The sequence below is a fragment of the Flavobacterium sp. KACC 22758 genome, from assembly GCF_028736135.1.
Taxonomy (GTDB): domain Bacteria; phylum Bacteroidota; class Bacteroidia; order Flavobacteriales; family Flavobacteriaceae; genus Flavobacterium; species Flavobacterium johnsoniae.
The window spans coordinates 678,862-703,547 of record NZ_CP117878.1 but is presented as its reverse complement, the minus strand read 5'-3'; the positions used below and the strand labels follow the sequence as shown (position 1 = coordinate 703,547).

Genomic DNA, 24,686 nt, shown 5'->3' with positions numbered 1-24,686 from the left:
CTTCGCAACATGAAGAAAAAATGAAGAAATCCCTGAATAAAAAATTTTAACTTGATATTAACGCTTTGCTTACTGTTCATCACTGCAGGACGCACTTTTACTAAAATGAGCCTATATAGGTTATACCGCTCAAAAAATATATTTTCAGAAACCGAATCGTTTTTTAAAACCCAATTGTTTATTTTTACAGACTAATATTTTTAATATGTCAACTCAAAAACGCCTTTTTCTTCTAGATGCTTATGCATTAATTTTTCGCGGTTATTATGCATTTATAAAAAACCCGAGAATCAACTCAAAAGGGATGGATACATCTGCAATTATGGGTTTTATGAACTCACTTTTAGATGTTATTAAAAGAGAAAAACCAGATCATTTAGCCGTTGCTTTTGATAAAGAAGGAAGCCACGCAAGAACAGAAATGTTTGCCGAATATAAAGCTAACCGCGACGAAACTCCCGAAGCTATTAAAATTGCTGTTCCTTATATTCAGGAATTATTAAAAGCCATGCATATTCCAATTATTGAACTTGCAGGCTGTGAAGCTGATGATTTAATTGGTACAATTGCCAAACAAGCCGAAAAACAAAACTATAAGGTGTACATGGTAACACCTGATAAGGATTTTGCACAATTGGTTTCTGAAAATATATTTATGTACAAACCTGCCCGAATGGGTAATGGAATCGAAATTTGGGGAGTTCCAGAGGTTTTAGCAAAGTTTGAAGTCGAAAGACCAGAGCAGGTTATCGATTTTCTTGGAATGATGGGTGACGCCGTAGATAATATTCCGGGATTACCTGGAGTTGGTGAAGTAACGGCTAAAAAATTCCTGAAAGAATTTGGTTCAATGGAAAATCTTTTGGCTAACACTGATAAGCTGAAAGGTAAAATGAAAGAAAACATCGAAGCCAATAAAGACAAAGGTATTTTATCTAAAAAACTAGCGGCTATTATGTGTGACTGCGATGTCGTTTTTAATGAAGATGATTACGAACTTTCTCGTCCGGATATCGAAAAAACCGATGCTATTTTTCAGGAATTGGAATTCAGAAGAATGGCAGAACAATTTGATAATTTGTTTAAAGTTGGCGCAGGAAATGAATCAGGTTCAACTCCGGCTCAGGATGCTAAATTATACAAAAAACCACAGCCAAAGAATGAAGACCAATTTGATCTTTTTGGCGGAGGCGGCACCACTCTTGATGAAAGTGCCGAAGCTGCAAGAAATTCATTTTACAATACTTTAGAGAATACTGAACATTCTTATCAGACCGTTCAGGGCGATTTAGGAATTAAATTGCTTTTACAAAATTTACAAAAACAAACTTCAGTTTGTTTTGATACCGAAACTACAGGAATCGATGCTTTGCATGCAGAACTTGTGGGAATGTCTTTCTCTTACGAAAAAGGAAAAGCATTTTATGTTCCGTTTCCGGAAAGCCAGGAAGAAGCAAAAGCTTTGATTGACAAGTTTGTTCCATTTTTTGAAAATGAAAACATTGAGAAAATTGGTCAAAATTTAAAATACGATTTAAAAATCCTTTCTAATTACGGTGTTACTGTAAAAGGAAAACTTTTTGACACGATGATCGCACATTATCTGATTAATCCGGATATGCGTCATAATATGGATATTTTAGCCGAAACGTATTTGAAATATTCTCCAAAATCTATTGAAACTTTAATTGGTAAAAAAGGAAAAAATCAGCTTTCTATGCGCGATGTTCCTTTAGAAGATATTAAAGAATACGCCGCAGAAGATGCCGATGTAACTTTACAATTAAAAGAAATCTTTACAGCCGAATTAGACAAAACCGAAACCAAAAAGCTGTTTGACGAAATCGAAATTCCATTAGTAAGCGTTTTAGCCGACATGGAAACAGAAGGAATTCGTCTGGATGTTGAGTTCTTAAAACAAATGTCTAAAGAGATGGATGTTGAGATCAAATCTTTAGAAGAACAGATATATAAAACTGCCGGCGAGAAATTCAATCTGGCTTCTCCAAAACAATTAGGAGACATTTTATTTGATAAACTTAAAATTGGCGGCGCAAAACAAAAGAAAACCAAAACCGGTCAATATGCAACCGGAGAAGAAGTTTTGACTTATTTAGCCAACGATAATCCAATCGTAAAACAAATTCTGGATTGGCGTCAAATGGTAAAACTGCAAAGCACTTATATTTTAGCTCTACCAGAACAGGTTGACAAAAAGACTTTACGTGTTCATACTGATTATATGCAGACGGTTGCCGCAACAGGACGTTTGAGTTCTAATAATCCAAACCTGCAAAACATTCCAATTCGTACCGAAAGAGGGCGTCAGATTCGTAAAGCTTTTGTAGCCCGCGATGAAAATTATACTTTAATTTCTGCCGATTACTCTCAAATCGAATTGCGAATCATTGCAGCTTTAAGCGGTGAAGAAAATATGATCGCAGCTTTCCAAAACGGAGAAGATATTCACCGAGCTACTGCTGCAAAAGTTTTTGATGTGGCTTTAGAAGAAGTTTCACGCGAGCAAAGAAGTAATGCTAAAACCGTAAACTTTGGAATTATCTACGGTGTTTCTGCTTTCGGATTAAGTAATCAGACTTCACTTTCAAGAAGCGAAAGTGCAGCTTTGATCGATGCTTATTACAAAACATATCCGCGTCTTAAATCTTATATCTCAGAACAAGTTGATTTTGCTCGTGAAAAAGGTTACGTACAAACCATTTTAGGACGTCGTCGTTATTTAAAAGATATTAATTCTGCGAATGCTGTCGTAAGAAGCGCTGCCGAAAGAAATGCTGTAAATGCTCCAATTCAGGGAAGTGCTGCTGATGTAATTAAAATTGCGATGATCAATATTCATAAAAAACTTCGCGACGAAAATTGGAAATCGAAGATGCTGCTTCAGGTGCATGATGAGCTTGTGTTCGATGTTCACAATGATGAACTCGAAAAAATCCAGCCAATGATTAAACACGAAATGGAAAATGCATTTAAAATGTCTGTTCCTTTAGAGGTTGAACTTGGATTAGGTAAAGACTGGTTAGAAGCCCACTAAAAAAATCACTATTCATATTCTAAAAGCCATTCCTATCGAATGGCTTTTTTTAATAATAAAAAAGTCAAAACATTTTAAAGTGTAAGAATTTTTACTTTTCTTGCATCTGTTGCTTCAACTAAAAGCTCTAAAAAAATTAAATATTATAGTAAAATGAAAAAATGTTTTTTCTACCTATTTATACTCTATTCAACAATTGCATTTTGTCAGGACAAAATTTATTATCTGGAAGGAACTTTAGGAAAAAGCACCATCTTTATGACTATTCAGGTTTATAAATCAGATAAAGAAACGAATCTAACCGCAGTTTATTTCTACAAGAATTCATTAAAAGACATTAAACTGGAAGCAAAACTAAAAGACAATAATTATACTTTTTATTTTAAGCCCGGCGATGTTGTAACTGAAAAATTTTATCTGAAAAAATCAGGTAATAATTTCGAGGGTTTTTGGTATGATGCCAAAGAAAAACAATTAGCTGTTCACCTTGAACCTGTAAATTTTGAGAATTACAAATCGAATATCAAAATTAGATTTGATGATGAACGTTTAAATCTGGTGAAATATAAATTTCTTGAATTTAAAAAACAGAAAACCACACTTTACAACAACAAAGAAATTGTATGGTATTCTGAAAAACACTGCGATTCTGATTTCTTTAGATTAGGAGCTGATTTTTCGGAGAAAAACAAAACTGTAATTAATCCTATTTTAGAGCAGATACACATTCAAAATACATTAAACCAGCTTAACTGCTCTTCGAGCTTTGAATACAGCAATGGTCAGGGAATTGAAAGCACTGCAACTATAAACTTTTTAAACACAAATTTATTAGGTTTCGAAATATTCGCATCGTATTACTGCGGAGGCGCTCATCCTGATTTTGGAGGAAGCGGTTATCTGATTGATTTAAATAATGGAAAACAATATGAAATTGATGATATTCTTGCTTTTGATAAAAGTGTAACTGGTGATAAAGAGAATAATTTTGACGCTTTTTCTAAATACAGAACTGATTATTTTGCACCAAAATTACTTGCTGTAATTAACTCTCAAGAGCATTTTGAAAAACCAAAAAATGTTGATGACGAACCATGTGATTATACTGATGAAGAATATTGGAATTTCCCTTCCTGGAGTTATACCGAAAAAGGAATTGAGTTCACTCCTACTTTTTACAGAGCAGCGAGAGCCTGCGAAGAATCTTTCTTAGTTCCTTTTGAAAAATTAAAAAAGTATAAAAATCCTGAATTTCCTTATTCACTATAAAATAAAAAACCCACCAGTTTCTGCTGATGGGTTTTTCTTTATTTATACTTTTCTTGTAGATTCTCTTTCTTTCAATTTTGTTTTGATAACGATCGTTTCGTAATCAGAAGTTTCGCCTTCCGGTTCTTCCAGTCTTTGGATTAGTCTTTTTGCTGCAACTTCTCCAATTTCAATTCCGTGCTGGCTTACAGTTGTTAAACTTGGCGATAAACGTCTTGAAGCCAGAATTCCGTCTGCAAAACCAATTATAGAAATATCTTCCGGCACTCTATATCCTTTTTTCAAACTTACTCTTAAAGCCGCAACTGAATCATTTTCGTCCAAAGCAAAAATTCCGTCGATTTTATGATCAAAAATAGAATCAATTTTAGCTTTCATATCATCTTCAGAATCAGTACGAAGAATAATTTTTTCGTTAACCGGAATATTATTGTCTTTTAAAGCTTTTAAATAACCATCAGCTCTAAGTTTTCCAACACTTAAATTATCTACGGAAGAAATTAAAGCAATATTTTTGCATCCTAAATTAATTAAATGCTGTGTTGAATTTAAAGCTGAGTCAAAATCGTCTACTACAACTTTATCGCAGTCTACTTCATCAGCAATACGATCAAACATTACAATTGGTGTTCCGTCATTTATTATTTCAGAGAAATGATTATAATCTTGCAGTTTTTGAGCTTCTTCAGAAACCGAAAGAATAAATCCGTCGATAGTTCCGTTGCTCAGCATTTCAAGCGTATGAATTTCTTTTTCCAAAGATTCATTAGAAATACATGTAATTACATTATATCCTTTTTTATCGGCTACTTTTTCGATTCCGCTAAAAACTTTTGCGAAAAAAGAGTTCAATATATTAGGTATAATTACACCAATGGTTTTGGTTTTACGATTCTTTAAATTCAGACCAATAACATTCGGCTTATAATTTTTGAGTTTGGCATACTCCTTAATCTTCACCTTCGTCTGCTCACTAATTTCCGGACTGTCGTTTAGTGCTTTAGACACCGTTGACACAGAAACACCTAGTTCCTTCGCAATTTGTTTTAGAGTTGCTTTAGCTTTCATCTAATAAAAGTTTATGTAATTAATACAAATATAGTAGAATTACCGAAAATAAAACAAAAAACAACCACCAGTATTTGAAATTATGCCACCTATTCGAAATAATTCTAAAAAAGAATGATTTTTCTGAAACCGCATCTCCTAAAATTTCGTTAATAACCTTAATACAATGTTATTAACCTTAATAAAAAACCTAGATTATGAAAAACGAAGTTAAAATTCAGGAGGTCAACCCTTCCCTGGATAGCAGAAGGAGCTTTCTTAAGCTCAGTGGACTAACATTAGTTACCGCAGGTTTGGTTTTAGCTGGTTGCAGCGACAATGATAATGAAGACAATATGGAGGATACTTCCTTGCCGGGAGTCAGAAATGGTGTTTTTGACCTGGGCTCAGGAGACTTTGGTGTTCTTACTTATGCTTATGCTTTAGAGCAGTTAGAAGCAGATTTTTACACTAAAGTTGTAAACGCCTCAAACTTTAATACTGTATTTAATGATACTGAACGTCAAGTTCTAACTGATTTATATCACCATGAAGTAATTCACAGGGATTTTTTTAAAGCTGCTTTAACCGGAGCACTTCCAGATCCAAGTTCTCAATTACTTCCTTCTTTAGCCTTTAGTTATGGTTCTTTGAATTTTAACAGCCGTACCGAAGTTTTAGCTACTGCAAAAGCTTTAGAAGATACTGGTGTTGCCGCTTATAATGGTGCCGGCCGACTTATTAAAACCGCTGATTATTTATTATTAGCAGGAAAAATTGTTTCTGTAGAAGCTAGACATGCTGCTGCAATTCGAAGCTTAATCAATCCAAATTCAAAAGATTTTGCAGGCGATGATATTGTAAGCGCCTCTACCGGATTAGATGCTGCGAAGGATCCTTCTAAAATTCTACCAGTTGCAGCAGGATTTATTACAACAAAATTCACGGCCAAATATTTACCTTAATTAACCAGCTAAAAATTAGAAATTATGAATATTTTAAAATTTATAGAAACCTTTACTGATGACAACTTAATGAAAAGTACTGGTTCAAGAAGAGACAGTTTTACTCAGTTTGGAAATATTGGAAAAAACCTGGCCTTGGCATCCATACCTTTTGGTTTATCAGCCTTAACCGGTAAAGCATTTGCAAAAGATATCACAGCAACACCTGCAACACCTATTGGCGCTTTGCAGTTTGCGCTGACCTTAGAATACCTTGAAAATGAATTTTATGCAATGGCATTAGATTCTGGAGTAATTCCTGCTTCTGAAAATGGCGGACGCGATTTAAAAGTTTTTCAGCAGATAGCAGCTCACGAATCAGACCACGTATCTTTTTTAATCGCAGGATTAGGCGGCAGTATGAGCGCTAACTTTGTTCCAAAACCCACTTTTGACTTTACTGTTGGCGGTGCATTTGACCCTTTTGGAGACTATCCAACCTTTTTGGCATTAGCACAAGCTTTTGAAGATACAGGTGTTAGAGCGTATAAAGGTCAGGCAGCAAATTTAATGTCTACTCCAGATTTACTGACAGCGGCATTACAAATTCATTCTGTAGAAGCACGCCACGCTTCAGAAGTGAGACGTCTGCGCGGACTGAAAGGCTGGATTTCTAATGCTGAAAGAGGTGCAGGGATGCCGGCTGCGACACAAGCAGTATACGACGGCGAAGGCGTTACGATACAGGCAGGGTTCAATACTTCGACAGCATTTGGTGCTGCCGCAGGATCAGAAGCTTATGATGAGCCGCTTACAACACAACAAGTAGTTGATATCGCTAATATATTTATAGTGTAACTAAAAAATAATTCAAAATAATAGAGCACCTTTGCAGCAAAATGCAGAGGTGCTTTTTTTATAGTTTTAAATAAAAAACTGAACCCCTGATTTTCAGGATATAAAATATTCTTTTCAGGTATTTGGTTTTAAAATAATTAATTGTACTTTTGCATCCCCTTTATTGGGGATGGAATGTTTAATTAAAATAATATTATGGACGCATTAAGCTACAAGACAATTTCAGCAAGCAAAGCCACTGTAACTAAAGAGTGGATCGTTGTTGATGCTGAAGGTCATAACTTAGGACGTCTTGCTTCAAAGGTTGCAATGATCTTAAGAGGTAAGTACAAACCAAGTTACACACCGCACGTTGACTGTGGAGATAACGTAATTGTTATCAACTCAGAAAAAATTAACCTTACAGGTACAAAATTGAATGACAAAATTTACATGCGTCATACAGGTTACCCAGGAGGACAAAGAACTTTAACTGCTAAAGTATTGCAATCTAAAAACCCTGCATTATTAGTAGAAAAAGCTGTAAAAGGTATGTTACCTAAAAACAAATTAGGAGCTGAACTTTTTAGAAATCTAAATGTTGTTGTAGGATCTGAGCACACTCACGGAGCTCAAAAACCTAGAACTGTTAACCTAAATGATCTTAAGTAATGGGAGTTATTCACAAAATCGGTAGAAGAAAAACCGCTGTTGCACGTGTATACGTTTCTGAAGGAACTGGAAACATCACTGTAAACAAAAAAGAATTCGCAACTTACTTTCCAACTGCAACTTTACAGTACAAAGTTTTACAACCATTGTCTATGACAGAAAATGTAAACAACTTTGACGTAAAAGTAAACGTTTACGGAGGTGGTACAACTGGTCAGGCAGAAGCTGTAAGAATGGCATTAGCACGCGTAATGTGTGAAGTTAACGCTGAAAACAGAGGAATCCTTAAACCAGAAGGTTTATTAACAAGAGACCCTAGAATGGTGGAACGTAAGAAATTCGGTCAAAAGAAAGCTCGTAAGAGATTCCAATTCTCTAAACGTTAATATTACCTGTCTTGTTCAGATGGGACAAGACATTATCAATTATTTATTGAAATTAAAAAACACAGTTATTGTTGCTCTCCTATCGAGGTAGGATATAGTTTAGCATCTAAATGGGTTGAGTCTTAAAGTCGAAAGTCTTAAAGTCAAATGTTTGAAGCCTAAAGCTTAAAGCTTAGTGCCTAAAGCCAAAACACATTGCTAATCAACAGAACGTAAACTAGTACAAAAATGGCAAACAAAATAGAAGTAAAAGAATTACTAGAAGCAGGTGTTCACTTCGGACACATGACTAGAAAATGGGATCCAAACATGGCTCCTTACATTTATATGGAGCGTAATGGTATTCACATTATCAATCTATATAAAACTGCAGCTAAAATTGAAGAAGCTAACGAAGCTTTGAAAAAAATCGCTGCATCAGGTAGAAAAATCTTATTCGTAGCTACCAAAAAACAAGCAAAAGACATCGTTGCTGATAAAGCAAAAGCTGCAAACATGCCTTACATCACTGAAAGATGGCCAGGTGGTATGTTGACTAACTTCGTAACTATCAGAAAGGCAGTTAAAAAAATGTCTTCTATCGATAAAATGAAGAAAGATGGTACTTTCAACACTTTATCTAAAAAAGAGCGTTTACAAGTTGATCGTCTACGTGCTAAATTAGAGAAAAACTTAGGTTCAATTGCTGATATGTCTAGACTACCTGCAGCATTGTTCGTAGTAGATATCAAAGCTGAACACATCGCAATAAAAGAAGCTCAAAAATTAAACATTCCAGTTTTCGCAATGGTTGATACGAATTCTGACCCAAGAGAGGTTGATTACGTGATTCCTGCAAATGATGACGCTTCTAAATCAATTGACAAAATTTTATCTTTAGTAACTACTGCTGTAATCGAAGGTCTTTCAGACAGAGGTGCAGAAAAAGAAGTTGAAGCTGCTGAAGAAGCTCCTGCTGTTGAAGCTGAAGCTGCTCCTGCAACTGAAGAATAAATCAAATTTTAAATTCCAAATTTTAAATTCCAAAGTCCAAATACAAAATTAAAAACGTTATGTTGATAATTTATTAAAATTGGAGTTTGGGATTTAAAAGCTGGAATTTTTTACTTTTAACATTAAAAATTCAAAATATCATGTCAACAATTACTGCTGCAGACGTAAATAAATTAAGACAATCTACAGGTGCCGGAATGATGGACTGTAAAAAAGCTTTAGTTGAAGCTGAAGGAGATTTCGATAAAGCTATCCAAATCCTTAGAGAAAAAGGACAGAAAGTTGCTGCTAACCGTTCTGACCGTGAGTCTTCTGAAGGAGCTGCCGTTTCTTTTATCAATGCAGACAACACTAAAGGAGCTATCATCACTTTAAACTGTGAAACTGACTTCGTAGGTAAAAATGAAGCTTTCGTAACTTTAGCTAAAGATTTAGTTGAAAGAGCTATCAACTTCTCTAATAAAGAAGAATTCTTAGCTTCTGACTTCAACGGAATTACTGTTGCTGAAAAATTAATCGAGCAAACAGGTGTTATCGGTGAGAAAATCGAAATCGGTGGTTTCGAAATTTTAGAAGGTGCTTTCGTTGGATCTTATGTTCACGTGAACAAAATTGCTGCTTTAACAGCTATTTCTGCTCCAATTGCTAATGCTGAGACTTTAACAAAAGACGTATCTATGCAAGTTGCTTCTATGGGAGCTGACACATTATCTTACAAAGATTTTGACCCAGCTTTCGTTGAATCTGAACTTGCTGCTCGTATTGCTGTAATCGAAAAAGATAATGAAGAAGCAAAACGTTTAGGAAAAACTTTAAAAAATGTTCCTAAATACATCTCTTTCTCTCAATTAACTCCTGAAGTTATCAAACAAGCTGAAGAAGATGCTAAAGCTGAATTAAAAGCTGAAGGTAAACCAGAGCAAATCTGGGACAAAATCCTTCCAGGAAAAGTTCAACGTTTCATTTCTGACAACACTACTTTAGATCAAGAAAAAGCTTTATTAGATCAAAACTTCATCAAAGATGACAGTAAAAAAGTTGGTGATTACGTTAAAGGATTCAACGTTGAAATCACAGGTTTCAAAAGAGTTACTTTAGGTTAATATATTATTTCAATATTTAAAAAGCCCGAATATTTACTTATTCGGGCTTTTTTATATCAATTAACTTTCGACTGGAAAATTTCTTGCACGCATTAAAGCATCTGATTTTGGAGTGTGTCCTCTAAAATTTTCATACATTGTCTCGTTATCAATTGTGTTTCCTGCCGTTAAAACAATATCATAAAGGCGTTTTGCAACTTGTTTATCAAAAGGTCCGTTTCCTTCTAAAAATGCTTCATAAGCATCTGCATTTATAACATCAGCCCATAAATAACTGTAATATCCTGCCGCATATCCATCACTCGAAAAAATATGAGCAAACTGTGGAATTCTATGTCTCATTACAATTTCTGAAGGCATATTAATTTCTGCCAAAATATCTTTTTCAAATTGATGAGGATCTACTTTTGCTGTAGTTAAATGCAGTTTCATATCCACAAAAGAACTTGAAATTGTTTCTACAGTTGCAAAACCTTCATTAAAATTAGCCGCTTTTGCAATTCTTTCTACCAAAGACTGCGACAATGGTTCATTCGTTTTATAATGAAGTGCAAACCTATTCAACACTTCCGGAGTTGCCAGCCAATGTTCTAATAACTGAGAAGGGAATTCTACATAATCTCTTGCAACCGAAGTTCCCGAAAGACTTGGATAGGCAACATTCGAACATAATCCGTGTAAAGCATGCCCAAATTCATGAAACAAAGTCGTCGCGTCATCCCACGAAATCAAAACAGGTTCATCTGCATTTCCTTTTATAAAATTGCAATTATTAGATACTATTGGAAGTACGTTTTCTTTTATTTTCTGCTGGTCCCTATGTGAGTTCATCCAAGCTCCTGAACGTTTTCCTGTACGGGCGTAAGGATCAAAATACCATAGGCCAATTACTTTTCCTGTATTCTTATTATTTACTTCCCAGACACGAACATCTTGATGATAAACAGGAACATCGAATAATTGTTTAAAACCTAAATCAAACAACTCTCCCGCTGTCCAAAACATACCCTCTCGTAAATTTTCTAATTGCAGGTACTGTTTAATTTCATTCTGATCTAAATCGTATTTTGCTTTACGCACTTTTTCTGCATAAAAACGATAATCCCAAGGCTGGATTTTAAAATTTCCTCCTTCTTTATCAACCATTTTCTGCATAGCCGAAACATCATTTTTTACTTTCTCGACAGCTGGTTTCCAGACAGAATTCATTAAATCTAAAGTCTTCTGCGGATCTTTTGCCATTTTATTAGACAAACTCCATTCGGCAAAATTATTAAATCCTAATATCTTAGCTTTTTCAGCTCGTAACTTCAAAATAGATACCAGCGTTTCATTTGTATTATTTTCGTTCGGATTATCGCCTCGTTTTACAAAAATATCAAAAGCTTTTTCTCTTAATTTTCTTCGATTTGAAAAAGTCAAAAATGGCTCGATTGAAGATCTTGTATTTCCTATACAAGCCAAAACATTCAGCTTTCTTTCTTTTGCCTCTGCAATTGCAGCATTTTTAAATTCTTCTGGAAGACCTTCTAAATCACTTTCTGAATTTAATTCTAAATACTGATCATTTTCTTCTGCCAGCAATTTTTGGCTGAAAAGCGTAAAAAGTCCCGCTAATTCTTGGTTAATCTTCGCAACCTTTTCTTTGTCTTCCTTATTCAGCTCTGCTCCTTCACGAACAAAATCGGTATAATAAAGCCAAAGAAGACGCTGCTGTTCAGCAGTTAATTTTTTACTTTCTTCAGATTTGTATAACTCTTCTATTCTTAAAAATAATTTTTCATTTTGATAGAATTTATCACTGATTTCTGCCAGTTTTGGCGACATTTCTGTATCTACCGCATTAAATTCCGGAGTACTCAAATTTGACCTGTATATTCCATAAACAGAATGAATACGATCTAGCTTTTCGCCCGAAAGTTCTAAAGCTTGAACAGTATTTTCAAAAGTTGGTTTTTCCGAACTATTTGCAATTGCATCAATTTCCTCCAGCTTTTCCTGAATAGCAAATTCAATTGCCGGTTTAAAATCTGAAATTTTATATTTTGTAAAATCCGGCACTCCTCCATACGGACCTGACCATTCCTGAAGCAGCGGATTATTTAAATTGGGTTGTTTTTCCATAATTTAAGTACATTGATTAATTCCTTATTCCTTTTCAGGAATTAAAGATAGAGTCTCAAAATTAACCAATCGAAAGCAAACTTCAAACGAACTGCGTAATCCGTTTCAATGATTTAAAGAAATAGCTTAAATTTGAAACATCATAACCAAAATAACATGTTTAAAACCCGAAAAGAAATTGTCTTTGTAATTCTGGCAGGAATATTTATAACAAATGCTGTTGTAGCAGAACTTATAGGAGGAAAATTAATTCAGATTGGCCCTTTTGTAATGAGTATTGGAATTCTGCCCTGGCCAATTGTATTTTTAACAACTGATTTAATTAATGAGTATTTTGGCGAAAAGGGCGTAAAAAAACTTTCTTTTATAACCGCCTGTCTTATTGCATATGCATTTCTAATTTTATTTATGGCAATCGTAATCCCGGCTGCAAAAGGAATAAGCCCAGTTAATGACCAGCAGTTTGAAGCCGTTTTTGGTCAAAGTATGTGGATTATTTTTGGAAGTATAATCGCTTTTATGGTTTCTCAGTTAATCGATGTAAGTGTTTTTTGGTTCTTTAGAAAACGAACAGGACATAAAAAAATATGGTTAAGGACTACAGGATCAACTGTAATTTCTCAATTATTTGACTCTTTTATTGTTCTTGGAATTGCATTTTGGCTTCCAGGAAAAATAGATTTCGACACTTTTATTTCCTCAGGATTAATTGGTTACACTTTTAAGTTAGCAATCGCCATTTTACTCACACCGGCAATCTATTTAGGTCATCATTTAATTAAAAGATATTTGGACGAAGAAAAAGAAGAAAAATAATATAAATAATAGAAATTATTTAAGAAGAGGATTATCATTTGAAAAACAGGTATAAATACCTGGTATTGAAAATCAACAACTTATAATAAAATGTTAAAAACACACGAAAAAACTTATGAAACAAAAGTTTATTTGTTAAAAAAGATTCTATTTTTGCCAAAAAATTTAACAAATAAAATCAACCAAAATGAAAAAATTAAGTATTCTTTTCGTATCAGTTTTAACTTTAGGATTAGCAGTAACATCTTGCAGCAGCGATGATGATAAAGAAGGAACACTCGAAGGAAAGTGGGAACTTACTGAAGTAGGAGCTGTTCTTGCAGGACAGGAAATATTACAACCTGCTACAAATGAAGGATGTGCTAATGATGTTGTAGAATTTAAAGCAGATGGAAATTTTGTAGATTCATATTCAGAATTTACAGATGACAAATGTAAAGCATATACTCAAGAAGGAAAATGGGTAAAAGACGGAAGCAGTTTGTCTAAAACGTACGGTACTAACAATACTGAGAAATACGAAGTTGCTGAATTAACAGGAAACAAATTAAAATTAAAAGAAACATACACCGAATCAGGAATTACAGTTTCTGCTGTTTTAGTTTTCAAAAAAATCTAATTACTAGATTATAAATTATTCAAAAACCTCAAATCTTAATTGATTTGAGGTTTTTTTATACATTTGAAATAAAAAAATGGAACCAATAAGATGCGGCTGGTGTTCAGCAAGTGATTTATATAAAAAATACCATGACGAAGAATGGGGAACTCCAGTTTATGACGATCCTACCCTCTTTGAGTTTTTAATTCTGGAAACCTTTCAGGCAGGTTTAAGCTGGATAACCATTTTAAATAAAAGAGAAAACTTTAAAACTGCTTTTGACAACTTTGATTATAAAAAAATTGCCAATTATTCTGATAATAAAATCGAAGAATTGATGCAGAATACGGGAATCATCCGCAACAAACTTAAAATTAAATCTGCTGTTACAAACGCCCAGGCATTTATGAAAATCCAGGAAGAATTTGGAAGTTTCTCAAGTTACATTTGGAAATTTACTGATGGAAAACCTATCGACAACAAACCCAGAACTTTAAAAGATGTTCCGGCAACCACACCAATTTCGGATGCAATTAGTAAAGACCTAAAAAAACGCGGTTTTAAATTCGTAGGATCAACCGTTATTTACGCACATATGCAGGCCACCGGAATGGTAAATGATCATATCGAGGACTGCTTTACCAGAGTTAAATAGTTTTCAGTCACAGTCTCAGTTTTCAGTCGTTTTTTAAGTTTTAAAAAAAATCAAAACAAAAATTAAAAGGCTCAAAACTGAGACCGCGAGTGAAAACTTAAAAAAAATCATTACATTTGCTTCACACTTTAGGGGTGTCTGCATCACGCAGGCTGAGATTTTACCCTCTGAACCTGATCTAGTTCATACTAGCGTAGGGAAAAGTAAGATGACTTCTTAAACGCATATTTGTGCGTTATTGCAGCCATTCCTATTGTGTATCTATACACTAAACTCAGAAAGGAATGGAACTAAAAATCAATCAACAAACCAAAAAATTCAATGCTGAATCGCTAAGCGTTCAATCATTGCTCGATCTCGAAATTCCGCACAAACAAAACGGAATCGCCGTTGCCGTAAACAATACCGTTGTTCCAAAAATCAAATGGAACGAATTCCTTGTACAAGAAACTGACGAAATTTTAATTATTTCTGCTACACAGGGAGGTTAATTTTTAAAAATCCAATTTAAAAATTCTAATTACAAACTTGACGTAGACGCACTCCGGTGTTGCTACAACAACTCATAACTCATAACTCATAACTCATAACTCATAACTCATAACTCATAACTCATAACTCATAACTCATAACTCATAACTTCTTTTCCTATGACTACAGAAGAACAAATATCCAGAACCCCATTTCCAAACTCTAAAAAGGTCTATATCGACGGAGAAATTCATCCGATAAAAGTAGCCATGCGCGAAATTACTTTAAGCGATACCAAACTTTCAAACGGAGGAATCGAAAAAAATCCACCTGTAACCGTTTACGATACTTCTGGACCATATACTGATCCAAATGTAGAAATTGATATTAGAAAAGGATTGCCACGCTTACGCGAAAACTGGATTCTTGACAGAAATGATGTTGAAATTTTAAGTGAAATCACATCAGATTACGGACAAAGCCGATTGAAAGATGAAAGTCTGAATCATCTTCGATTTGAATATTTACACCAGCCAAAACGTGCTAAAAAAGGTGCAAACGTAACACAATTGTATTACGCCAAACAAGGTATTATTACGCCGGAAATGGAATATATCGCGATTCGTGAAAACCAGCGTATCGAACTTTTAAATGAGCAGACTAAAGCGATGCAATGCCAGCACAGCGGACAGAGTTTTGGAGCAAATACACCAAAAAGCAAAATTACCCCAGAATTTGTCCGCTCAGAAGTTGCCTGCGGGAGAGCAATTATACCAAATAACATCAATCATCCAGAAAGCGAACCTATGATTGTAGGACGCAATTTCCTTGTAAAAATTAATGCCAATATCGGAAACAGCGCTGTGACTTCGAGTATTGAAGAAGAAGTTGAAAAAGCCGTTTGGGCTTGCCGTTGGGGAGCTGATACGATTATGGATTTATCTACGGGAAAAAACATTCATGAAACCAGAGAATGGATTATAAGAAATTCACCCGTTCCAATTGGCACCGTTCCAATTTATCAGGCATTAGAAAAAGTAAAAGGAATTGCCGAAGATTTAACTTGGGAAATTTTCCGTGATACTTTGATTGAACAAGCAGAACAAGGCGTTTCATACTTTACAATTCACGCCGGAGTTTTGCTTCGATACATTCATTTAACTGCAAATCGAGTTACTGGAATTGTTTCTCGCGGCGGTTCAATCATGGCAAAATGGTGTTTGTTTCATCATAAAGAAAATTTCCTGTACACACATTTTGAAGAAATCTGCGAAATCATGAAACAATATGATGTTGCTTTTTCTTTGGGAGACGGTTTACGTCCGGGTTCGATTGCAGATGCAAATGACGCTGCTCAATTTGCAGAATTAGAAACTTTAGGAGAATTGACAAAAATTGCCTGGAAACATGATGTACAGGTTTTCATTGAAGGTCCGGGACACGTTCCGATGCACATGATCAAAGAAAATATGGACAAACAATTAGAACATTGTCATGAGGCACCATTTTATACTTTAGGCCCATTAACTACAGATATTGCACCGGGTTATGATCATATTACATCTGCAATTGGCGCTGCCATGATTGGCTGGTATGGCTGTGCGATGTTGTGTTATGTAACACCAAAAGAACATCTTGGTTTACCCAACAAAAAAGATGTAAAAGACGGCGTGATTACCTATAAAATTTCGGCGCATGCCGCCGACTTGGCAAAAGGTCATCCGGGAGCACAATATCGAGATAATGCTTTGAGTAAAGCGCGTTTTGAATTCCGCTGGGAAGACCAGTTTAATTTAGCTTTAGATCCTGACACTGCAAGAGAATTTCATGATGAAACACTTCCGGCAGATGGTGCAAAAGTGGCGCATTTCTGTTCGATGTGCGGACCAAAATTCTGCTCTATGAAAATATCTCAGGAAATTAGAGATGTCGCTGCTGCAGAAAAAGGAATGCAGGAGAAATCAGAGGAATTTATTGAACAGGGAAAAGAGATTTATATTTAGTAATGCATTAAGATGACAGTATTAAGTATTAAGATTGAACATCTCCAAAGTCTTAATACTTCCATCTTAAACTTAATGCTTTTTTGAAATGATTGTAATTACAAACCCTTTTTCCATTAAAAATGAAATTGAAATTCTTCATTCTTTATTAGAAGAAGGATTGCCTTTGCTTCACATTCGTAAATCTGATTTTTCAGAAATAGAAATGGCACATTTTATTCATCAAATCAAATTGGAATTTCGTTCTAATTTGGTTTTGCATAGTCATCACGATTTAGCAGAAGATTTTGATATTAACCGATTGCATTTTTCTGAAAAACAAAGAAAATATCTAAATGATTTTTATGCAAGGTTTTTAAAACCCTGCAGGTCTAAATCAACATCAACCCATTCAATTGAAGATTTTAATTCTTTAGAAAGTGATTTTGATTATGCATTTCTAAGCCCTGTTTTTAAAAGTATTTCAAAAGAGAATTATCAGCCGGAAACAGATCTTTTTGAAGCATTAAAATTGAGAAAAAACTATAGAACAAAAGCTATTGCATTAGGAGGAATATGTTCTGAGAACATTTCAAAAACTCTTAAAAATGGTTTTGATGATGTGGCACTTTTAGGAACTATTTGGAACAATGAAAATCCTGTAAAACAATTTAAAATATGTCAGCAAACCGTCCTTTCGCACTTACAATCGCAGGCTTAGATCCGTCTGGAGGTGCTGGTATTTTGGCTGATATCAAAACATTTGAACAGCACAAAGTAACAGGTTTTGGTATTTCAACAGCCAACACAATTCAGACAGAAAATGCATTTCATGAAATTCAATGGACCGGTACAGATTTTATTATTCGTTCGATAGAAACGCTGTTTAACAGTTATAAAATCAGCGCTGTTAAAATCGGAATTGTTTCTTCTTTAAATGACTTGAATCAAATTATTTCGACAGTAAAAGTTTTGTCTCCCACAACTAAAATTGTCTGGGATCCGGTTTTAAAATCAACAACAAAATTTGAGTTTATGACAATTGAAGATTATTCTCATTTATATAAAATCTTGTCAAAAATTGATTTGATTACCCCTAATTATCATGAAATCGAAATTCTATTTCCAGGGTTTATTTCAAAAATGCTTTGTAAAGAAATTAAGATCCCTGTCAATATTTTATTGAAAGGCGGACACAATGAAACTGAAATTGGAACTGATCGTTTGTTTCTTAAAAATGAGATTTATGATTTGCTTCCTACGGAAAAAGAATGTTCTGAAAAACATGGTTCAGGGTGTGTTCTTTCATCAGCTATTGCTTCTAATCTGGCTTATAATCAAAATATAAAAGAAGCCTGCAAAAACGCAAAAAAATATATCGAAAAATACCTGAGTTCAACATCAACATTAATTGGATATCATTATGTACAATAAACTGCAATACATTTCACAGGGAAACACAATCGAAGACCAAGTCCGCAATATTCATCAGGCTTTAGACGCAGGATGCGATTGGATACAAATGCGATTTAAAAACCAAACCGAAAAAGACTCTTTCATCTTAGCTGAAGAAATAAAGCTTTTATGCGAAAAATATCTGGCCAGCTTTATTATAAACGATAATCTTTATCTCGCACAGCAGATTAATGCAGATGGTGTGCATCTTGGTTTATCAGACATGAAAATCGACGAGGCCCGAACCATTTTAGGAGCTGAAAAAATTATTGGAGGAACAGCAAACACTTTTGAAGACATTCGGAATCACGTAAAAAATGGATGCAGTTATATCGGATTGGGTCCTTTTAGATTTACAAACACAAAAGAAAAACTAAGTCCAATTTTAGGCTTATCTGGTTATTTTGAGATTCTGCAAAAAATGAAGAAAAATAAAATTGAAGTCCCGGTTTACGCTATTGGCGGAATTACTTTAAAAGATATAAATCCTTTAATGGAAACAGGAATTCATGGAATTGCCGTTTCTGGAATCATAACAGAAAGCGACGAAAAGAAAATACTAATTCAACAATTAAACGAAAAATTATATGCAAACATCATTGTTTAATATTGGAGACAAAAGCTTCAAATCTCGTTTGTTTTTAGGAACAGGGAAATTTGGATCAAATCAGGAAATGGAAGAGGCTGTTTTAGCTTCAGAAAGCGAATTAGTTACGGTTGCATTAAAACGCATTGATCTGGAAACAGATACTGATGCTATTTTATCGCATTTAAAACATCCTAATATTAATTTGCTTCCTAATACATCTGGCGCAAGAAATGCAAAAGAGGCTGTTTTTGCAGCTCAATTGGCTCGTGAGGCTTTAGAAACCAATTGGGTTAAGCTGGAAATTCATCCTGATCCAAAATATTTAATGCCGGATCCAATTGAAACTTTAAAAGCCACAGAAGAACTGGCCAAACTCGGTTTTTTTGTCCTCCCTTACATTCATGCAGATCCTGTTTTATGCAAACATTTAGAAAGTGCCGGAACAACTGCTGTAATGCCTTTGGGTTCACCAATTGGAAGCAACAAGGGTTTAAAAACTATTGATTTTTTAGAAATTATAATCGAGCAGAGTAATGTCCCTGTAATAGTTGATGCCGGAATTGGTATACCTTCTGATGCTGCTAAAGCAATGGAAATTGGTGCCGATGCCGTTTTGGTAAACACAGCAATTGCCGTTGCCGGGAATCCCAAATTAATGGCTGAAGCTTTTAAAGAAGCCGTTATTGCAGGAAGAAAGGCTTTTGCAGCCAGAGCTGCCAATCAGCAGAACTATGCTTCGGCTTCCAGTCCTTTGACTTCTTTTCTTTATGAATAAATTTAACCGCAAAGTTCGCAAAGAAAAGCGCTAAGAACGCAAAGCTTTGCGAACCTTGCGTAATTCTTAGCGTGCCTTGCGGTTAAAAAACAAAAACTATGAACACATTCAAATCTATTTTTGAGCAATACAATTGGGATGAAATCCAATCCAGAATATACCAAACCACATCTAAAGATGTCGAGCGAACTTTGGCTAAAACCAAATACAATCTCGATGATTTTTTGGTTTTGATTTCGCCTATTGCCCAAAATTATTTAGAACAAATGGCACAAAAATGCCATGAGATTACCAAGAAACGTTTTGGCAAAACGATTCAAATGTATGCGCCATTATATTTAAGTAACGAATGCCAAAATATTTGTACCTATTGTGGTTTTAGTTTAGACAATAAAATCAAAAGAAAAACATTGACTGATACAGAAATAAAACTAGAAGTTGAAGCCCTGAAAAACACAGGTTTTGACCACGTTTTATTAGTTACAGGCGAAGCAAATTATACTGTAAACATCAATTATTTTCTAAATGCAATTAATTTAATTAAAAACGATTTTTCGATTATTTCTGTTGAAGTACAACCGCTTTCTCAAGAAGATTATGAACGTTTGCATGCAGCAGGAGTATATTCGGTTTTGGTTTATCAGGAAACCTATCATCAGGAAGTTTATAAAAAATATCATACCAAAGGCAAAAAATCAAATTTTGATTATAGGCTTGAAACTCCTGATAGAATTGGTTCAGCAGGAATTCATAAAATAGGTTTAGGCGTTTTATTAGGTTTAGAAGACTGGCGAACCGACAGCTTTTTTAATGCTTTGCATTTAGATTATCTTCAAAAAAAATACTGGCAGACCAAATATTCTGTTTCCTTTCCCCGCCTCCGCCCTGCCGAAGGAATTATCGAACCGAATTTTATTATGGATGATAAAGATTTGACGCAATTAATTTGTGCCTATCGTTTATGGAATGAAGATTTAGAAATTTCGATTTCAACCCGCGAAAACGAGAAATTCAGAGACAACATTATTCCGATTGGAGTTACGAGTATGAGCGCAGGCTCTAAAACAAATCCGGGTGGTTATGTTGTTGATCCGCAATCTTTGGAACAATTCGAAATCAGCGATGAACGTTCTGCAGAAGAAATCTCAAAAATTATAAAAAATGCGGGTTACGAACCTGTCTGGAAAGACTGGGATAAAGCCTATAGTCGAAAGTTGGAAAGCCGAAAGTCATAAAGTCCAAAACTTCACTTAAAACTTTCATTTACAACTTTTGGCTTTCGACTTTTGACTTTCAAACTTTAAGACTAGATTAAAATGAGCATTATTCAAGAATTTCTTCGTTACAACAGACAAACTATTCTTCCTGAAATTGGCGACGAAGGTCAGGAAAAACTAAAAAAAGCACGGGTTTTGGTAATTGGTGCCGGCGGTTTAGGCTGCCCAATTTTACAATACATTGCCACTGCAGGAGTAGGTTTTATTGGAATTATGGATTTTGATACGATTGAAATTCACAATCTTCACCGACAAATTTTATATACCGAAAATAAAATTGGAAAGCACAAATCAATAGTCGCAAAAGATGTGGTTTCAAAACTCAATCCGTTGATTAAAGCTATTGCAATCAATGAAAAATTAACTGCTGAAAATGCCGCAAAAATCATTCAGCAATATGATATTGTTGTGGACGGTTCTGATAATTTTTCGACTCGTTATTTAGTCAATGATACTTGTGTTGAATTAAACAAACCCTTAGTTTATGGAAGTATTTTAAAGTTTGAAGGGCAAATTGCAGTTTTTAATCATAACGGAAGTAAAAACCTTAGAGATTTATTTCCTGAAATGCCTGATCCTAAAGATGTACCAAACTGCAATTTAAATGGCGTTTTAGGAACTTTACCCGGAATTATTGGGAATATGATGGCACACGAAACACTTAAATTAATTCTGGAATTACCAGCTTTAAAGAACGAATTAATAATCTTTAATACGTTAAACTGGAATTTCACTAAACTGAATTTTTAGAAAACAAGCGCATCGCCAACTGTAATATTACCAGAGTTTAAGCTTACAATATTAGTCCCAAATAAAACAGAATTATCAAAATTTCTATATGTGCTTAATGTTTTAAGAGGTTCTTTTTTTAAACTTCCGTTTTCAGGATCGTTATTAACCATAATGCATCTTCCGCATGGTTTTATGTTTTTAAACTGAACTTCTCCAATGGTAAAAGTCTTAAAATTATCTTCTTCGTGAGCGTTTTCGGTACTTACTACAATGTTTGGGCGAAATCTTTTTATTGTGATTTTTTCATTCAGTTTGTCATTCAAAAAATCCAGACTTTTTGATCCTATTAGTAAATACGGATAACCATCTGCCAGACTCACATTGAAAGTCTCTTTTAATCTGGAGCTTTCGTGCTTACGAGCTCCGTTTTTTAATATTTTGACTAATTTACATTCAAAGCCTAAGTGCTGGCTAAACCATTTTGATGTTTCATGATTTACCTCAACAACTTCGCTTTTATCATCCCAGACATTTACTTTTATTGAGTTCTCTAAATGTTCATCAATAAAAAATTCATGTTCCTGATCCTGAAAAGTTATGCTGATTTTTCCATCTGAAATATGTGGATAAAACTGGCTCATAATGCGATGTTCCCTCTGCGTCAGCATTTGATTTTCAGCATCAATTAACATCCATCTGCGATCGTTTTCAAATCCCATTTCTTCAGCGAAAGCAGATTTACAGCTTATTCCTGCCAAGCTTTTTATTGGATAAATGTAAATTTCCTTTACAATATAAATTGTACTCATTTCTATTTACTTTTTAAAATAGACATAAACTCTTCGCGATCTATTTCTCGGCAGCCTAAACTCTCTAAGTGCGAGTTATAAACCTGACAGTCCAGCACTTTATAATTTTCTTTTTTCAAATATAACGCTAAAGCGATAAAAGCTGTTTTTGAAGCATTTGAAACTTTGGAAAACATACTTTCTCCGCAAAAAACATGACCTAAATCTATTCCGTATAAACCGCCAACTAAAACTTCATCCTGCCAAACCTCAACAGATTTTGCAATTCCTTGTCTATGAAGTTCATAGTAGGCTTCGATCATTTCATTTGAAATCCATGTACCGTTCTGGCCTTCGCGTTTTATCTGCTGGCAATTAGAAATTACTTCTTTGAAGTTTTTATTATAAGTAACCTTAAATATTTTCTTATTGAGGATTTTTCGCATGCTTTTGGATATTACCAATTCATCGAAAAACAGTACCATTCTTGGATCCGGTGCCCACCAAAGAATAGGTTCTCCTTCATTAAACCAAGGAAAAATACCGCTCTTATAGGCTAGTTTTAACCGCTCTGGATCTAAATCGCCTCCAATAGCCAAAACACCTTCTTCATCAGCTTCTGAAACCGGCGGAAAAAACAAATCTTTAAATAAATAATACATTTTAAATCGTCAATTTTTAAATTCCAAATCCTAAAAAGTTCTCATTTGATGAAATGAACTCAAAAATAAAATTCCAAATCCCAAATTCACGGAAATGAATTGGAATTTGGAATTTAATAAATTGAATTTTAAACTCTTAGAAAGGTAAATCGTCTGGTTCGTCTTCGTTTAAATTTGTCGCTGGAGCGAAAGCTTCTGCTGCAGGAACTGAAGGTGTTTGTGCAGGTCCTTCTGGTGCCATTCTTTCAATTCTCCAACCTTGAATACTATTGAAATATCTAGTTTCTCCTTGTGGATTAACCCATTCTCTTCCTCTTAAATTGATAGAAACTTTTACTGCCTCTCCTTGTTTATAGCTGCTTAATAAATCGCATTTATCTTGTGTAAATTCGATTAAAATGTGCTGTGGATACTGCTCATCTGTAGTAACTACCAGTTCTCTTTTTTTGAATGAAGCACTAACTTGCTGCTCAGGATTAACCACTTTTACTTTTCCTATAACTTCCATCTTCGTCTATAATTAATTATTATTTCTTTTCTTATTTTTTAGCTAAAAGCACTTTCCAGGCTGACTCAACGTCATCATTATTGAGATATTTTTTGGCTTCTAAATGAACTTTTTCCTGATCATCTGAGCTTAAAACTCCTTTTACAGAAAAATTTTCTTTCACAAATATACTAACTTCTTCTTTTGTAGGCAAGGTTTCTACGTTGCCTAATTTTCCAAGGTCATTCCCATCAAACACAGGACTTTCTCTAATAAAATTAGGAATTGCATCTACTCCTACGCCCAAAGTTGTTAGTGGTTTTGCGACTTCAAAAAGCCCTTGATTGGATCTTGAATACCAATTTCCGCCAAGTCTTGAAACTAAATCTATTTTATGCTGGTCTATTGCTCCGTTTTTATCCAAAATTGATTCGTGAATGTGAATTTTTACTACTTCACACAAAATCAGGTTTCCAGCTCCTCCTTCTGTTCCTAACGGTATAATCTGCGTAATCTTGCATTCAAACTGAACCGGAGATTCCTTTACGCGATAGGGCTTTACAAAATCTGATGGAATTTGCGTTAAACCAGCTTTTATAAATTCGTTTATCCCGTCTCCGTATTCTGTACTTGCCAGCGAAGTCTGCTGTACGATATCATAATTGACAACATTTATTACGACTTCTTTTGTGGCTTCGGCATTAATCAAAGTATGCTTTACGGTATTGTCGCGAACACGTCTTGAAGGCGAAAAAACCAAAATTGGCGGATTAGCACTAAATACATTAAAGAAACTAAAGGGAGACAAATTAGGAATTCCTTTTTCGCTTATTGTACTTGCAAAAGCAATTGGCCTTGGCCCTACTGCACTTTGTAAATATCCCTGCAGCTGTGCCGTAGGTATCTCTTTTGGATTGATGCTAATCATAATTTTAATGTTTAACCGAACCTCATTTCGGTCATACA

25 protein-coding genes and 1 riboswitch are annotated in these 24,686 nt (G+C 34.5%); of the genes, 19 read left to right on the top strand and 6 right to left on the bottom strand.

Translation table 11 applies throughout. The annotated features are described in order from the left end of the window. Positions 1–205: 205 nt before the first annotated feature. Entirely contained in the window at positions 206–3,055 is a 2,850-nt protein-coding gene (gene polA, locus PQ462_RS03075) for a DNA polymerase I (RefSeq protein ID WP_274252327.1), read from the top strand. A 153-nt stretch (positions 3,056–3,208) separates the two neighbouring features. Beyond that, positions 3,209–4,324, top strand: a complete 1,116-nt coding sequence (locus PQ462_RS03070; protein ID WP_274252326.1) for a hypothetical protein — start codon at positions 3,209–3,211, stop codon at positions 4,322–4,324. A gap of 42 nt (positions 4,325–4,366) precedes the next feature. Here PQ462_RS03070 and PQ462_RS03065 read toward each other — a convergent pair whose 3' ends face one another. Further along, entirely contained in the window at positions 4,367–5,392 is a 1,026-nt protein-coding gene (locus PQ462_RS03065) for a LacI family DNA-binding transcriptional regulator (protein ID WP_073407919.1), read from the bottom strand. A gap of 197 nt (positions 5,393–5,589) precedes the next feature. Here PQ462_RS03065 and PQ462_RS03060 point away from each other — a divergent pair, with 197 nt between their 5' ends. The 6 genes from PQ462_RS03060 (at position 5,590) to tsf (ending at position 10,306) form a co-directional block, all read left to right on the top strand. Continuing rightward, positions 5,590–6,336 carry a ferritin-like domain-containing protein gene (locus PQ462_RS03060; protein ID WP_012023690.1) on the top strand — a complete coding sequence of 249 codons (747 nt, stop codon included), beginning with the start codon at positions 5,590–5,592 and terminating at the stop codon, positions 6,334–6,336. A 24-nt stretch (positions 6,337–6,360) separates the two neighbouring features. Then, positions 6,361–7,173: a ferritin-like domain-containing protein gene (locus tag PQ462_RS03055; protein WP_012023689.1), complete on the top strand. Its 813-nt coding sequence runs from the start codon at positions 6,361–6,363 to the stop codon at positions 7,171–7,173. A gap of 195 nt (positions 7,174–7,368) precedes the next feature. Further along, entirely contained in the window at positions 7,369–7,824 is a 456-nt protein-coding gene (rplM, locus tag PQ462_RS03050; protein ID WP_012023688.1) for a 50S ribosomal protein L13, read from the top strand. After that, positions 7,824–8,210: a 30S ribosomal protein S9 gene (gene rpsI / locus PQ462_RS03045; protein WP_012023687.1), complete on the top strand. Its 387-nt coding sequence runs from the start codon at positions 7,824–7,826 to the stop codon at positions 8,208–8,210. The genes rplM and rpsI overlap by 1 nt, the downstream gene beginning before the upstream one ends. A gap of 228 nt (positions 8,211–8,438) precedes the next feature. Then, the gene (gene rpsB, locus PQ462_RS03040) at positions 8,439–9,203 is read left to right on the top strand and encodes a 30S ribosomal protein S2 (RefSeq protein ID WP_095927954.1); all 765 of its coding nucleotides are present in this window, start codon (positions 8,439–8,441) and stop codon (positions 9,201–9,203) included. A 140-nt stretch (positions 9,204–9,343) separates the two neighbouring features. Next, a complete protein-coding gene (gene tsf / locus PQ462_RS03035; RefSeq protein WP_012023685.1) occupies positions 9,344–10,306 on the top strand; it encodes a translation elongation factor Ts in 963 nt (320 codons plus the stop codon). 60 nt (positions 10,307–10,366) lie between these two features. On the opposite strand, the gene PQ462_RS03030 is transcribed toward tsf, so the two are convergent. Then, positions 10,367–12,430, bottom strand: coding sequence for a M3 family metallopeptidase (locus PQ462_RS03030; protein ID WP_274252325.1), 2,064 nt, complete (start codon positions 12,428–12,430; stop codon positions 10,367–10,369). 156 nt (positions 12,431–12,586) lie between these two features. Here PQ462_RS03030 and PQ462_RS03025 point away from each other — a divergent pair, with 156 nt between their 5' ends. From PQ462_RS03025 to PQ462_RS02975, 11 genes are all read left to right on the top strand, one after another. Next, positions 12,587–13,246, top strand: a complete 660-nt coding sequence (locus PQ462_RS03025) for a queuosine precursor transporter (RefSeq protein ID WP_012023683.1) — start codon at positions 12,587–12,589, stop codon at positions 13,244–13,246. A 187-nt stretch (positions 13,247–13,433) separates the two neighbouring features. Then, entirely contained in the window at positions 13,434–13,865 is a 432-nt protein-coding gene (locus tag PQ462_RS03020; protein ID WP_274252324.1) for a lipocalin family protein, read from the top strand. Between the two features lie 76 nt (positions 13,866–13,941). Beyond that, complete coding sequence (locus PQ462_RS03015; RefSeq protein WP_274252323.1) at positions 13,942–14,502, top strand: DNA-3-methyladenine glycosylase I; 561 nt, start codon at positions 13,942–13,944, stop codon at positions 14,500–14,502. Between the two features lie 120 nt (positions 14,503–14,622). Continuing rightward, positions 14,623–14,719: riboswitch (TPP riboswitch) on the top strand. A gap of 67 nt (positions 14,720–14,786) precedes the next feature. After that, positions 14,787–14,993: a sulfur carrier protein ThiS gene (gene thiS, locus PQ462_RS03010; RefSeq protein WP_012023680.1), complete on the top strand. Its 207-nt coding sequence runs from the start codon at positions 14,787–14,789 to the stop codon at positions 14,991–14,993. A 159-nt stretch (positions 14,994–15,152) separates the two neighbouring features. Next, on the top strand, positions 15,153–16,976 hold the full coding sequence (gene thiC / locus PQ462_RS03005; protein WP_274252321.1) for a phosphomethylpyrimidine synthase ThiC: 1,824 nt from the start codon (positions 15,153–15,155) through the stop codon (positions 16,974–16,976). An 88-nt stretch (positions 16,977–17,064) separates the two neighbouring features. Further along, positions 17,065–17,676 (top strand): thiamine phosphate synthase, encoded by a 612-nt coding sequence (locus tag PQ462_RS03000; protein WP_274252320.1) that lies wholly within the window; start codon positions 17,065–17,067, stop codon positions 17,674–17,676. Continuing rightward, positions 17,634–18,389 carry a hydroxymethylpyrimidine/phosphomethylpyrimidine kinase gene (locus tag PQ462_RS02995; protein ID WP_274252318.1) on the top strand — a complete coding sequence of 252 codons (756 nt, stop codon included), beginning with the start codon at positions 17,634–17,636 and terminating at the stop codon, positions 18,387–18,389. Before PQ462_RS03000 ends, PQ462_RS02995 begins: the two co-directional genes overlap by 43 nt. Then, positions 18,379–19,017 carry a thiamine phosphate synthase gene (locus PQ462_RS02990; RefSeq protein WP_274252317.1) on the top strand — a complete coding sequence of 213 codons (639 nt, stop codon included), beginning with the start codon at positions 18,379–18,381 and terminating at the stop codon, positions 19,015–19,017. The genes PQ462_RS02995 and PQ462_RS02990 overlap by 11 nt, the downstream gene beginning before the upstream one ends. Further along, the gene (locus tag PQ462_RS02985; RefSeq protein WP_274252316.1) at positions 18,998–19,774 is read left to right on the top strand and encodes a thiazole synthase; all 777 of its coding nucleotides are present in this window, start codon (positions 18,998–19,000) and stop codon (positions 19,772–19,774) included. The genes PQ462_RS02990 and PQ462_RS02985 overlap by 20 nt, the downstream gene beginning before the upstream one ends. A 98-nt stretch (positions 19,775–19,872) precedes the next feature. After that, the gene (thiH, locus tag PQ462_RS02980; protein ID WP_274252315.1) at positions 19,873–21,009 is read left to right on the top strand and encodes a 2-iminoacetate synthase ThiH; all 1,137 of its coding nucleotides are present in this window, start codon (positions 19,873–19,875) and stop codon (positions 21,007–21,009) included. A gap of 81 nt (positions 21,010–21,090) precedes the next feature. Next, positions 21,091–21,801, top strand: a complete 711-nt coding sequence (locus PQ462_RS02975) for a HesA/MoeB/ThiF family protein (RefSeq protein ID WP_274252314.1) — start codon at positions 21,091–21,093, stop codon at positions 21,799–21,801. Here the strand turns inward: PQ462_RS02975 and PQ462_RS02970 are convergent. The 4 genes from PQ462_RS02970 to PQ462_RS02955 all read right to left on the bottom strand — a co-directional run bounded on the left by PQ462_RS02970 (position 21,798) and on the right by PQ462_RS02955 (position 24,648). Further along, entirely contained in the window at positions 21,798–22,592 is a 795-nt protein-coding gene (locus tag PQ462_RS02970; RefSeq protein WP_274252313.1) for an MOSC domain-containing protein, read from the bottom strand. The genes PQ462_RS02975 and PQ462_RS02970 overlap by 4 nt on opposite strands. Before the next feature lie 2 nt (positions 22,593–22,594). Then, positions 22,595–23,233 carry a leucyl/phenylalanyl-tRNA--protein transferase gene (gene aat / locus PQ462_RS02965; RefSeq protein ID WP_274252312.1) on the bottom strand — a complete coding sequence of 213 codons (639 nt, stop codon included), beginning with the start codon at positions 23,231–23,233 and terminating at the stop codon, positions 22,595–22,597. A gap of 136 nt (positions 23,234–23,369) precedes the next feature. After that, a complete protein-coding gene (locus PQ462_RS02960) occupies positions 23,370–23,741 on the bottom strand; it encodes a DUF3127 domain-containing protein (RefSeq protein WP_012023670.1) in 372 nt (123 codons plus the stop codon). Positions 23,742–23,772: 31 nt separating this feature from the next. Next, the gene (locus PQ462_RS02955) at positions 23,773–24,648 is read right to left on the bottom strand and encodes a flavin reductase family protein (RefSeq protein WP_274252311.1); all 876 of its coding nucleotides are present in this window, start codon (positions 24,646–24,648) and stop codon (positions 23,773–23,775) included. Between the last annotated feature and the right edge of the window lie 38 nt (positions 24,649–24,686).

What these genes read in the sequence shown, in the direction of transcription:
- PQ462_RS02995 (WP_274252318.1), top strand. Translation starts at nt 17,634, where the DNA reads ATGTCAGCAAACCGTCCTTTCGCACTTACAATCGCAGGCTTAGATCCG.
- PQ462_RS02955 (WP_274252311.1), bottom strand. Translation starts at nt 24,648, where the DNA reads ATGATTAGCATCAATCCAAAAGAGATACCTACGGCACAGCTGCAGGGA.
- PQ462_RS03015 (WP_274252323.1), top strand. Translation starts at nt 13,942, where the DNA reads ATGGAACCAATAAGATGCGGCTGGTGTTCAGCAAGTGATTTATATAAA.
- thiS (WP_012023680.1), top strand. Translation starts at nt 14,787, where the DNA reads ATGGAACTAAAAATCAATCAACAAACCAAAAAATTCAATGCTGAATCG.
- PQ462_RS02960 (WP_012023670.1), bottom strand. Translation starts at nt 23,741, where the DNA reads ATGGAAGTTATAGGAAAAGTAAAAGTGGTTAATCCTGAGCAGCAAGTT.
- thiC (WP_274252321.1), top strand. Translation starts at nt 15,153, where the DNA reads ATGACTACAGAAGAACAAATATCCAGAACCCCATTTCCAAACTCTAAA.
- thiH (WP_274252315.1), top strand. Translation starts at nt 19,873, where the DNA reads ATGAACACATTCAAATCTATTTTTGAGCAATACAATTGGGATGAAATC.
- aat (WP_274252312.1), bottom strand. Translation starts at nt 23,233, where the DNA reads ATGTATTATTTATTTAAAGATTTGTTTTTTCCGCCGGTTTCAGAAGCT.
- PQ462_RS02970 (WP_274252313.1), bottom strand. Translation starts at nt 22,592, where the DNA reads ATGAGTACAATTTATATTGTAAAGGAAATTTACATTTATCCAATAAAA.
- PQ462_RS02985 (WP_274252316.1), top strand. Translation starts at nt 18,998, where the DNA reads ATGCAAACATCATTGTTTAATATTGGAGACAAAAGCTTCAAATCTCGT.
- rpsI (WP_012023687.1), top strand. Translation starts at nt 7,824, where the DNA reads ATGGGAGTTATTCACAAAATCGGTAGAAGAAAAACCGCTGTTGCACGT.
- PQ462_RS03065 (WP_073407919.1), bottom strand. Translation starts at nt 5,392, where the DNA reads ATGAAAGCTAAAGCAACTCTAAAACAAATTGCGAAGGAACTAGGTGTT.
- PQ462_RS03030 (WP_274252325.1), bottom strand. Translation starts at nt 12,430, where the DNA reads ATGGAAAAACAACCCAATTTAAATAATCCGCTGCTTCAGGAATGGTCA.
- PQ462_RS03025 (WP_012023683.1), top strand. Translation starts at nt 12,587, where the DNA reads ATGTTTAAAACCCGAAAAGAAATTGTCTTTGTAATTCTGGCAGGAATA.
- PQ462_RS03020 (WP_274252324.1), top strand. Translation starts at nt 13,434, where the DNA reads ATGAAAAAATTAAGTATTCTTTTCGTATCAGTTTTAACTTTAGGATTA.
- PQ462_RS02975 (WP_274252314.1), top strand. Translation starts at nt 21,091, where the DNA reads ATGAGCATTATTCAAGAATTTCTTCGTTACAACAGACAAACTATTCTT.
- polA (WP_274252327.1), top strand. Translation starts at nt 206, where the DNA reads ATGTCAACTCAAAAACGCCTTTTTCTTCTAGATGCTTATGCATTAATT.
- rpsB (WP_095927954.1), top strand. Translation starts at nt 8,439, where the DNA reads ATGGCAAACAAAATAGAAGTAAAAGAATTACTAGAAGCAGGTGTTCAC.
- PQ462_RS02990 (WP_274252317.1), top strand. Translation starts at nt 18,379, where the DNA reads ATGTACAATAAACTGCAATACATTTCACAGGGAAACACAATCGAAGAC.
- tsf (WP_012023685.1), top strand. Translation starts at nt 9,344, where the DNA reads ATGTCAACAATTACTGCTGCAGACGTAAATAAATTAAGACAATCTACA.
- rplM (WP_012023688.1), top strand. Translation starts at nt 7,369, where the DNA reads ATGGACGCATTAAGCTACAAGACAATTTCAGCAAGCAAAGCCACTGTA.
- PQ462_RS03070 (WP_274252326.1), top strand. Translation starts at nt 3,209, where the DNA reads ATGAAAAAATGTTTTTTCTACCTATTTATACTCTATTCAACAATTGCA.
- PQ462_RS03000 (WP_274252320.1), top strand. Translation starts at nt 17,065, where the DNA reads ATGATTGTAATTACAAACCCTTTTTCCATTAAAAATGAAATTGAAATT.
- PQ462_RS03055 (WP_012023689.1), top strand. Translation starts at nt 6,361, where the DNA reads ATGAATATTTTAAAATTTATAGAAACCTTTACTGATGACAACTTAATG.
- PQ462_RS03060 (WP_012023690.1), top strand. Translation starts at nt 5,590, where the DNA reads ATGAAAAACGAAGTTAAAATTCAGGAGGTCAACCCTTCCCTGGATAGC.